This is a genomic window from Glycomyces albidus (genome assembly GCF_009451885.1).
In the GTDB taxonomy this organism is placed as follows: domain Bacteria; phylum Actinomycetota; class Actinomycetes; order Mycobacteriales; family Micromonosporaceae; genus Glycomyces; species Glycomyces albidus.
On record NZ_WIAO01000045.1, the window covers coordinates 23856 to 34131 of the forward strand.

General features: G+C 68.9%; 7 protein-coding genes. 4 read left to right on the forward strand and 3 right to left on the reverse strand.

Translation table 11 applies throughout. From position 1 onward, the window contains the following. The first annotated feature begins 134 nt into the window (after window positions 1-134). Entirely contained in the window at window positions 135-1736 is a 1602-nt protein-coding gene (locus GFD30_RS23470; RefSeq protein WP_322633550.1) for an MFS transporter, read from the forward strand. Window positions 1737-1750: 14 nt separating this feature from the next. Then, on the forward strand, window positions 1751-2419 hold the full coding sequence (locus tag GFD30_RS23475) for a TetR/AcrR family transcriptional regulator (protein ID WP_153027584.1): 669 nt from the start codon (window positions 1751-1753) through the stop codon (window positions 2417-2419). Between the two features lie 184 nt (window positions 2420-2603). Here the strand turns inward: GFD30_RS23475 and GFD30_RS23480 are convergent, their stop codons facing one another. The 3 genes from GFD30_RS23480 to GFD30_RS23490 form a co-directional block, all read right to left on the reverse strand. Beyond that, window positions 2604-4337 (reverse strand): glycoside hydrolase family 6 protein, encoded by a 1734-nt coding sequence (locus GFD30_RS23480; protein WP_227996945.1) that lies wholly within the window; start codon window positions 4335-4337, stop codon window positions 2604-2606. 358 nt (window positions 4338-4695) lie between these two features. Then, window positions 4696-6111 carry a glycoside hydrolase family 6 protein gene (locus tag GFD30_RS23485; RefSeq protein ID WP_322633551.1) on the reverse strand — a complete coding sequence of 472 codons (1416 nt, stop codon included), beginning with the start codon at window positions 6109-6111 and terminating at the stop codon, window positions 4696-4698. A 401-nt stretch (window positions 6112-6512) separates the two neighbouring features. Further along, window positions 6513-6728 carry a BldC family transcriptional regulator gene (locus tag GFD30_RS23490; RefSeq protein WP_153027587.1) on the reverse strand — a complete coding sequence of 72 codons (216 nt, stop codon included), beginning with the start codon at window positions 6726-6728 and terminating at the stop codon, window positions 6513-6515. A gap of 226 nt (window positions 6729-6954) precedes the next feature. On the opposite strand from GFD30_RS23490, the gene GFD30_RS23495 reads away from it, so the two are divergent. Together GFD30_RS23495 and cds1 are read left to right on the forward strand one after the other, a co-directional pair. Beyond that, window positions 6955-7428 (forward strand): Lrp/AsnC family transcriptional regulator, encoded by a 474-nt coding sequence (locus GFD30_RS23495; protein WP_322633552.1) that lies wholly within the window; start codon window positions 6955-6957, stop codon window positions 7426-7428. After that, on the forward strand, window positions 7415-8485 hold the full coding sequence (cds1, locus tag GFD30_RS23500; protein ID WP_322633553.1) for an L-cysteine desulfhydrase Cds1: 1071 nt from the start codon (window positions 7415-7417) through the stop codon (window positions 8483-8485). The genes GFD30_RS23495 and cds1 overlap by 14 nt, the downstream gene beginning before the upstream one ends. Window positions 8486-10276: the final 1791 nt, after the last annotated feature.

Genomic DNA, 10276 nt, shown 5'->3' on the forward strand with positions numbered 1-10276 from the left:
CGCGCCCGGGCCGTCACATCGCCCGCCCGCGGAACGTCATACCGACGAGACCTTCAAACGACACCACCCGCGGTTTCGGCGCCGCGGCGACGACTCCGCACCGCCCCGCGGTGCGAGCACAGAATGGAAACCCTGTGAGCGAAACCCGTTCCGACCCGGTCCTGGAGGCCGGATCCGACGACCAAGGCCACCCGCGGCGGTGGGCCATCCTCGGCGTCCTCGTCATCAGCCTCATCGTCGTCGTCCTCGACAACACCGTCCTGAACGTCGCGATGAAGACCCTCGCCGAGCCCGCCCCCGTCGGCGTCGGCGCCACCCAGAGCGACCTCGCCTGGATGATCAACTCCTACACCCTCGTCTTCGCCGGCCTCCTCTTCGCCGCCGGCGTCATCGGCGACCGCATCGGCCGCAAGCGCATGCTCCTGGCCGGCCTCGTCGTCTTCGGCGTCGCCTCCCTGCTCTCGGCCTACTCCAGCACGCCCGACCAGCTCATCTGGTACCGCGCCCTCATGGGCGCCGGCGCGGCCATCATGATGCCCTCGACCCTCTCGCTCCTGCGGAACCTCTTCTCCGCCAAGGAGTTCCCGAAGGCCCTCGGCATCTGGACCGGCGCGGTCGGCATCGGCGGCGCCATCGGCCCGATCGTCGGCGGCGCCCTCCTGGAGCGCTTCTGGTGGGGCTCGGTCTTCCTCATCAACGTCCCCATCGTCGTCTTCGGCCTCGTCGCCCTCATGATCATGGCCCCCGAGTCCAAGGGCAGCCAGGCCCGCGCCGACTTCGTCGGCATGGCCCTGTCCATGATCGGCCTCGTCAGCCTCACCTACGGCATCATCGAAGCCGGCGACGCCGGCTCCTGGAGCGGCATCGAGGTCTGGGGCACCATCGCCCTCGGCGTCCTCGTCCTGACCGCGTTCGTCCTGTGGGAGAAGCGCATCCCGCACGCCTCGCTCGACATGAAGCTGTTCAAGAGCACCCGGTTCTCGGCCTCCTCGGCCATCATCACCCTGACCTTCTTCGGGATGATGGGCCTGATGTTCTTCATGACCTTCTACCTCCAGCTCCTCAAGGGGTACTCGCCGCTGGAGACCGGTCTGCTGTTCCTGCCGTTCGGCGCGGCCATGCTCGTCTTCGCGCCCCTGTCGAACACCCTGGTCAACCGCTTCGGCGCCAAGGCCGTCGGCATCGTCGCGATGCTCCTGGTGATCACCAACTTCACCGCCACCGCGTTCGTCCTCGAGGCCGACACCCCGGTCTGGGTCGTCATCGTCCTGTTCCTCATCACCGGCGCCGGCATGGCCAACCTCATGCCGCCCGCGATGAACACGCTCATGTCCTCGGTCCCCAGGGAGAAGGCCGGCGTCGGCTCCGCCCTCGCCAACACCCTGCGCCAGGTCGGCGGCGCCCTCGGCGTCGCCGTGCTCGGCACGATCATGGCCCAGTCCTACCAGTCCCAGATCGCCGACAGCGCGCCGCAGCTCCCGGACGAGGCCCGCGAGTCCTACGCCTCCACCTACGGCGCGCTCGAGACCGGGGCCCTCCCGCAGGACGCGACCGCCCGGATCGTCCAGGCCGCGAACGACTCGTTCATCCACTCCCTGCACACCACCGCGCTCGCCGCCATCGTGGTCGGCGTGGTCGGCCTGGTCATCATCGCGCTGTTCTTCCCCGGACGGCAGCGCCGCGACGGCACCGCGGCCCCGACCGAGGCGGCCGAGCCCGCCCTGGCCGAGGTCTGAGGGACAATCGAGCCATGACACCCGAGCTCCGCGATGCGACAGCCCACCCCGGCGCCCCTGCGGCGACGGCTCCGGCGGCGCCCGCCCCCGCCAAGGGGCGGCCCCGCAGCGAGGCGGTGAGCCACTCCATCCTGGAAGCCGCGCTGGACCTCATCGCGGAGCACGGGACGGTCGCCGACGTCAGCGTCGAGGCCGTCGCGGAGCTCTCGGGCGTCTCGAAGGCCACGATCTACCGGCGCTGGTCCTCCAAGGAGGAGCTCATCGCCTCGGCCTTCGAGAGCATCAAGGCCCCGCTGCCGGACTCGATGCCGCGGACCTCGCTGCGCGACGACCTCGTCCACCTGGGCAACACCATGCGCCGCACCTACGGCCCCCGGGACACGAAGGTCGTGCGGTGCATGATGACCGCGGTCAAGGACGACCCGGAGTACAAGAAGCACCACGAGCGGCTCGTGGAGCACCGCCGCGCGTTCGTGCGCGACACCTTCGCGCACTGGGTCGAACGCGGCGAGGTCGCCGCGGACCTCGACCTCGACCTGGCGGTCGCGATGTTCATCAGCCCGCTCCTGACGATCTTCGTCTACGGGCACTACTCGCACCTCCAGGCCGACGACACCGTCGAGCGCTTCGTCGACCACCTCCTGCGCGGCCTCGGCGGCCCGCTCTGCGAATCGCGCAACTGAACCGCGACACCGAACACGACGGAACACCGCGGCCCCGGCCGGTCGAATGACCGGCCGGGGCCGCAGTGCATGTCGCACAGGTTGCGACCGGGCCCCGCCGTCCCGCGGGGCCCGGTCTCCGGAAGGAACCGAGGATCTGGTCGGAAGGGGCCCGGCGATCCGGGGAGCGCCGGGCCCGGAGCCGCTACAGCGGCGGGTAGGCGTTCGCGAGCAGCTCGGCGAACTGCTCCGAGGACCAGTGGCCCGAGAGCGGCATGTCGTCGCGTGCGCCGCTGGGGTTGTTGCCGTTGCGGATGTTGCCCTGGTAGTCCGGGTCGCACATCTCGTCGAAGCCCTTGCCCTCGTTGTTCGGGATCTCCTCCGAGGCGCCGTCGGACTCGCCCGGGGGCTTGATCCACACGTAGGCGTCGATGCCGGGCTCGGGGTTGGCCTGCGGCCGCTCGCCGAGGCCCGCGCCGGCCTGGTTGCACCAGTTGCCCTTGTTGTAGCGCTGGTCGAGCCTGGACTCGTCCACGAACTCGATCGGGTTCGTCGAGGTCGACGGGCCGGTCGGGCGGTAGTCGCCGCCCCAGCCGTTGCGGCTGGTGTCGATCAGCATGCCGATGTCCTCGTTGAAGCCGTTGTCGATCAGCTCCTCCCGCAGCGCGGTGGCGAAGTCGATCTCACCGTTGTAGGAGTTCCAGTCGACCCACTTCACGTCGCCGTTCTGGTTGATCGGCCGGCCGCCCACGACCTGGTCGACGTCCCAGTACGGCTCCTCGAGCACCGAGTAGTTCGCGGTGTTCGTGATGAACCCGTGGACGTCGTCGGCGGTCATGCCGTTCTCGCCGATGAGCGAGCCCCACAGCTCCGCGGAGGCGTGGAAGTTGTCGTACTGCGGGTCGTCGTTCGTCCACCCGATCCAGCCGTGGTGGCCGGCGTCCAGGTAGTTGTACGTGTTCGGCAGGGCGCCGAGCTCGGCAGTCGCGTACGAGATGCCGTCGATGTAGTTGCCGTTGGCCTTCATCGTGTCGCAGTTGTCCGTCGCGGTGGCGCGGGGCGACACGTTGGTGACCAGGTTCGGCAGCGAGTCGATCTCGATGACGTTGACGATCTTGAGGTCGGCGTACTTCGACTGCCCCATGATGTCGACGATCGGGTCGATGTAGTCGTTCTTGTACTCGTCGATCTCGTCGGCGGCGAGCTCGCCGTTCGACGCCAGCGCGGCGCAGTCGCGGCCGGGCAGGTTGTAGATGACGACCTGGATGACGTCGGCGCCCTGCTCGAGCGCCTCGTCGAGGTGGTCCTCGAGGCCCATCGAACCGGTCGTCGGGGAGTCGTTGCCGTAGATCGCGGAGGTGCGGTCGAGCCACACGCCCGTGGGCTGGTCGGCGATCGCGTCGCCGCCCGGCTCGGCCGCCGCGTTGGCGGACCAGATCGGGTTGACGTAGACCTGCGCGCCGGCGTACGGGTTGTCGACCTTGTCGCCCGGCTCGCCGGGGGAGGTCGGGTCGTCGCTGGTGGGGTCGTCGCTGGTGGGCGGGTCGACCGGCCCGTTGCAGACGTCGCCGTTGACCGTGAACTGGCCGGGCGCCGTGGAGGAGCCGGAGCCGATGAAGCCGAAGACCTCGCGGCTCTGGCCGGATCCGATCGACGCGTTCCAGCCGACGTCCTTACCGGTGAAGGCGGTGCCGCTCTGGCTCCAGCTCACGTTCCACGCGCTGGAGACGGTGGTGCCCGAGGGGAAGTTCCACTTGAGCTCCCATCCGTTGATGGGTTCGTCGGCCGTGATGGTGACGTTGGCCTGGAAGCCGCTGCCCCAGGTGCTGACGACCTTGTAGTCGACCTTGCAGCCCTCTTCGGCGAGTGCCTGGTTCGCCGAAGCGAAGGTCAATCCGGTCGCGGCGAGCGCTCCGATGGCCACACCGGTGATGGCCATTCTCCTTCGTCTTCGAGATTCTTGCATTTTTCGATGTCCTTCGGGGTCGATGGGCCGCACGATGGGAGCCCGGAACGGGTGTCCATCAAGGGAAGCGCTCCCAAGATGTGCATTGATAATCTCCGATATATAGATGGACTGTCAAGAGGTGCGCCAGGATATTTCATGCAGGAGTCCGTTTCGGCCACCGCTTTCACGGGTTGCCTGCCGGGCGGCAAGCGCTTGAATCAGTGAAAACGCTCCCGCGGAAAACTCGAAGGGAAGCTCAGAAAAACCTCGCCCCGGACACGCCGAAGGCGGGGCCGCATGTGCGGCCCCGCCTCGAGGGGCGGAGTGCCGGTCCGCCCGCACCCGGCCGCTAGTTCAGCGGCGGGTACGCGTTCGCGAGCAGCTCCTGGAACTGCTCGGAGGACCAGTGGCCCGACAGCGGCATCTCGCCGCGCGCGCCGCTCGGGTTGTTGCCGTTGCGGATGTTGCCCTCGTAGTTCGGGTCGCACATCTGATCGAAGCCCTTGCCCTCGTCGTTCTCGATGTACTCGGAGGAGCCGTCGGACTCGCCCGGGGGCTTGATCCACACGTAGGCGTCGATGCCCGCCTCCGGGTTCACCTGCGGGCGCTCGCCGAGGCCGGCGCCGGCCTGGTTGCACCAGTTGCCCTTCTGGTAGCGCCGGTCGATGCGCGACTCGTCCACGAAGGTCGCCGGATCGGTGGAGCTCGACGGGCCGGCGGGCCGGTCGGGACCGCCCCAGCCGTTGCGGCTGGTGTCGATCAGCATGCCGATGTCCTCGTTGAACCCGTTGGCGACCAGCTCCTCCCGGAACGCGGTCGAGAAGTCGATCTCGCCGTTGAAGTCGTTCCAGTCGACCCACTTCACGTTGGGGTTCTGGTTGATCGGCTGGCCGCTCACGACCTGGTCGACCTCCCAGTAGGGCTCCTCGAGCGCCGAGTAGTTCGCCGTGTTGGTGATGAAGCCGTGCACGTGGTCGGCCGTCATGCCGTTCTCGCCGATGAGCGAGCCGAACAGGGCCGCGGACGCGTTGAAGTTGTCGTACTGCGGGTTGGCGTCCGCCCATCCGATCCAGCCGTGGTGGCCGGCGTCCAGGTAGTTGTAGGTGTTCGGCAGCGCGCCGAGCTCGGCCGCGGCGTAGGAGACCCCGTCGACGTAGTTGCCGTTGGCCTTCATCGTGTCGCAGTTCGCGGTCGCGGTGGGGCGCGGGGAGACGTTGGTGACCAGGTTCGGCAGCGAGTCGATCTCGATCACGTTGACGATCCGCAGGCCGGCGTAGGCCGGGTCCGACTGGATCTCGACGATCGGGTCGATGTACTCGTTCTTGTACCGGTCGATCGCGTCGGCGGGGAGCTCGCCGTTGGAGGCGAGCGCGGCGCAGTCGCGGCCGGGCAGGTTGTAGATGACGATCTGGATGACGTCGGCGCCCTGCGCCACCGCCTCGTCGAGGTGGTCGCGCAGGCCCATCGAACCGGTGGTGGGGGAGTCGTTGCCCTCGATCGCGCTGATCCGGTCGAGCCACACGCCGGTCGGCTGGTCGGCGATCGCGTCGCCGCCCGGCTCGGCCGCGGCCCGCGCCGACCACTGCGGGTTCACGTACACCTGCGCGCCCTCGTAGGGGTTGTCGACCTTCGCCTGCGCGGCGTCGACGGGGTCCTCTTCTGCGGCGCCGGCGGTGGTCACCGCCATGGCGCTGACGGCCGCCACCGCGGCCGCGGCCGCCAGTGCGGCCAGGCGCCGGTGTCGTCTGCTTCGGTTGAGCGTCATGTGCCTTCCCTTCCCTTGCTCACCGTCTGTTCGGAGGTGGCCGGGAGCGGCTCCGCATGTACCGGGTGACCACGGAAGCGCTCCCAACATCACATCGAAGTTTGCCTATGCGTGAGTGTGATGTCAAGAGTTCTGCGACCGGAGAATCCAGAAAATTCCGATTAGCGGCAAAAGCAATGACTCAGGGTATTGGTCCGGCTTCAGAGTGTGGGCAATTGCCCTAAATAGAACAATTCCACTCCGAAATGGATTAATGACGCTCGAGAATGCAGTGGAGCGCTGCGGCGGGCAAGCCGAAAGCCGGTCCCTGCGCGCGTCCCCCGCGGCCGGGCGGGCCGTGGTGCGCTGCGCTGGACCGGCTTGTGCCAGGCAGGTCTGCGGATGGCGGTCGCGGTGCGACCCTAAGACTGGGCGTTCCCCGATTCGAACGTGGTCTGCGCGCCGGGGTCCCCCTCGAGCAGGGCCCGGACCTCGGATTCGCGGAACCGACGGTGACCGCCCGGTGTGCGGATGCTCCCGATCCGGCCGGCCGCGGCCCAGCGCGTGACGGTCTTCGGATCGACGCGGAACAGCGAGGCTACTTCGCCGGGTGTCAGTAGGCGGTCCTCGGTCTCCATGATTTCTTCCTCCCCGTGATGAAGACTCACTTCGTGCGTTAAACCCATTACACCACTATTCAGTCAAACCTGCCATGAGTTCTTGGACATACTTTCGGTCGGTAGGTACTGCCTGAACGTACCACGCGTATGTCAACGGCGCTCTGAGCTGATTCCGGCGCTCTAGGAGTAGGCGGGCACGAGGTAGGCACAGGACGCAAGCGGTAACTCCCGTTATCCTCATGAAGTGGACGAGATCGACCGGACCATCGTGAACCTGCTGCGCGCCGACGGGCGCACCTCGTACGCCGAACTGGCGCGCAGGGTCGGCCTCACCGCGCCTTCCGTGCAGGACCGGGTCGTGAAACTCGAGCGGAACGGCATCATCACCGGGTACAAGGCGGTCATCGACTCCGAGGCGATCGGACTCGGGATCACCGCGCTCATCGGCATCATCCCCGACAATTCCGCCGACCACCAGGACATCTGCGAACGCCTCCGCGCCATTCCGCAGATCGAGTCGTGCTATTTCCTCGCCGGCGTCGAGTGCTACCAGCTCAAGGTCCGCGTCCCGAAGATGGCCGACCTCGAACGCCTGATCCACCGGGTCGGCGCGATCCCCGGCGTCGCCCAGACCCGCACCACCATCACGCTCTCCACCAAATGGGAGGACCGGCAGCAGCCGCTCCCCTCGGACGGGGAGGCCCGTGGAGTCGATTGACCGCTCCCGCGGCCGGGCCTGGACCGACTGGGCGATCACCACTGTGGAGGCCGATGCGAACCGCTCGGCCGACACCCACCTGCTCCCGTTCCCATTGCCGGCGGATTGGGGAGTGGACCTCTACCTCAAGGACGAGTCGGCCCATCCGACCGGTTCGCTCAAGCACCGCCTGGCCCGATCGCTGTTCCTGTACGCGATCTGCAACGGCTGGATCGACGAGGGCACGCCGGTCATCGAGGCGTCCAGCGGCTCCACCGCCGTCAGCGAGGCGTATTTCGCGCGCATGCTCGGCCTGCCGTTCACCGCGGTCATGCCCGAGACGACCAGCCGCGCCAAGATCGCGCAGATCGAGTTCTACGGCGGCAAGGCCCACCTGGTGCGGGACGCCGCCGCGGTCTGCGCCGAGGCCGAGCGCCTCGCGGCCGAGACCGGCGGGCACTTCATGGACCAGTTCACTTACGCCGAGCGGGCCACCGACTGGCGCGGGAACAACAACATCGCCGAGTCGGTGTTCGAGCAGATGCGGCTGGAGCGCCACCCCGTCCCGGCCTGGATCGTGGTCGGCGCGGGCACCGGCGGCACCTCGGCCACCATCGGCCGCTACGTGCGCTACCGCCGGTACGCCACGAGCCTGTGCGTGGTCGACCCCGAGCACTCGGCGTTCTTCGCCGGCTGGCGCGACCGCGACCCGGCGGCGGTGAGCGACCGGGGCTCCCGCATCGAGGGCATCGGCCGCCCGCGCGTCGAGCCGTCGTTCATCCCCGGGCTCGTCGACCGCATGGTGAAAGTGGACGACGCCGAGTCCATCGCCTGCGCCCGCTGGGCCTCCGAACGCCTCGGCCGCCGCCTCGGCGGCTCCACCGGCACCAACCTGGTCGCGGCCCTCGCGATCATCGCCGAGATGCGCGACGCCGGCCGCGGCGGCAGCATCGTGACCCTCCTGTGCGACTCCGGGCAGCGCTACGGCGCCACCTACTTCGACGACGACTGGGTCGCGTCCCAGGGCATCGACCTCGACGCGGCCGCCACCCGGCTCGCCCCGATCCTGCCCAACTGATCGGGTGGCGACAGCGGGGCGGCATGGGTCGTGTTCCCATGACGGTTTCCGGTCGTGTCGGTGTTCGATCAGGCGGCGACGAACCGGTGAGTGCGTGGCTGCGGGTGCGCGCCGGGGGCCGGGTCGCGATGCGTGCCCGGTCCGGAAGGGCATCCAAGGCGGGTTGAGCCGCGAGGACCGAGGCGTGTCGCCGTGGCCGGGTCCGCTCCGCCGGTGTCCAACCGCAGCAACGGCTTGCAAACCGGAGCGCGGTCAAGCCCTGGTCTGGTCGGTGCCGGTGTTCGATCGGGCAGCGACGAGCGGGTGAGTGCGTGGCTGCGGGTGCGCTCCGGAGGCCGGGTCGCGATCCGCGCCAGGTCCGGAAGAGCACCGATGGCGGGTTGCGTCGCGGGTGTCGAAGGCGGGTTGCCGCGGCCGGGTTCGCTTCGTCCGGCGTCGAACCCCATCACGTGCGTGCGAACCGGAGCCGGTCCCGCCCCCGGAATCGCCGGGATCCGTGTTCAACCCGGCAGCGACGAGAGGTTGAGTAGCGGTACGGGTCGTGCCTCCGTGGCGGTGTCTGGTCGTGTCCGGTGTTCGATCAGGCGGCGACGACAGCTGAGTGCGTGCCCGAGGTGCGCGCCGGGGGCCGGGTCGCGATGCGGGCAAGGTCCGCAAGGCACCGATGACGGGTTGAGCCGCACGCATCGAAGGGCGTCGCCGTGGCCGGGTCCGCTGCGCCCGGTGTCCAACCGCAGCAACGACCTGCGAACCGGAGCGCGGTCGCGCTCTGCTCTTGTCGGGGCCGGGGTTCGATCGGGCAGCGACGACCGGGTGAGTGCGTGCTCGATGTGCGCGCCGGGTCTCGGGTCGCGATGCGGGCAAGGTCCGGACAGGCATCGAAGGCGGGTTGAGCCGTGCGCATCGAAGGCGTGTTGCCGTGGCCTGGTCCGCTTCGGCCGGCCAGGATGCCGTCGGCTGCGCATCGAGTTCGGTCCGTCGCTGGAACGGTCCCCGCGGTGCGCCACGGCCCCGACATCGCCTGGCCTGGAGTGACCGGGCTCGGCAATGCATGCTCGGCCTTGGCCGCCTTGGCCGCCTTGGCCGCCTTGGCTGCCGCGCTGCTCTGCTCGGCACCGCTTCACGCCAGGCCGGAGGCGCTTCCAGTGCTCACGGCAGGCTCGCACACTCGCCAGCCCTCCCGACTCCGCCACTGTGCTCGCACCGCCCGCCTACCCGCTCTCGTGCAGCGATCAGCGCCTCACGGCAGGCCCGCGCACTCACCATCATTCCCCCACTCCGCCGCTGTGCTCGCGTCGTCTGGGTCTTCCCGCTCGCGTGCGGCGAGCCCGACACCGATGCGACCCTGGCGAACCACGATCACTCCGGGCGCAGCTGACTTCGTGCAGCCCTGATCCGATCTCGCCTGGTGCCACCGGGCATGCGGGCGTTCCCGGCTGCGGTTTGAGTGCGCGCTCGCGCGACGCTCACCGCTTGCCCTGGCCACTCGTGCCAGACCCGGCGCGGCCCTGTTCGCCTCCATCCACCCTGCGCGCCTCCATCCAGTGCGCAGCCCTGTGGCGGCGCTTCTTGGCGTATCCCCTGTTGAGTTGTGAAGGGCAGCAGCGACATCGGCTGGTACTCGCTCATGCCCCGGCCGGGCGCTATCGCGCAGGCCGCAGCACCGAGTCATCCTTGTCGTGCTTGCAAGTGTGTTGTCGTCTCCTGTGGTGGTCCGGTCTTGTGCCTCGTTGGAGCACTGCCGCCGGCGGGGTGATCCCGACCGGTCGATCCCCCGCCCGATCACCTCCC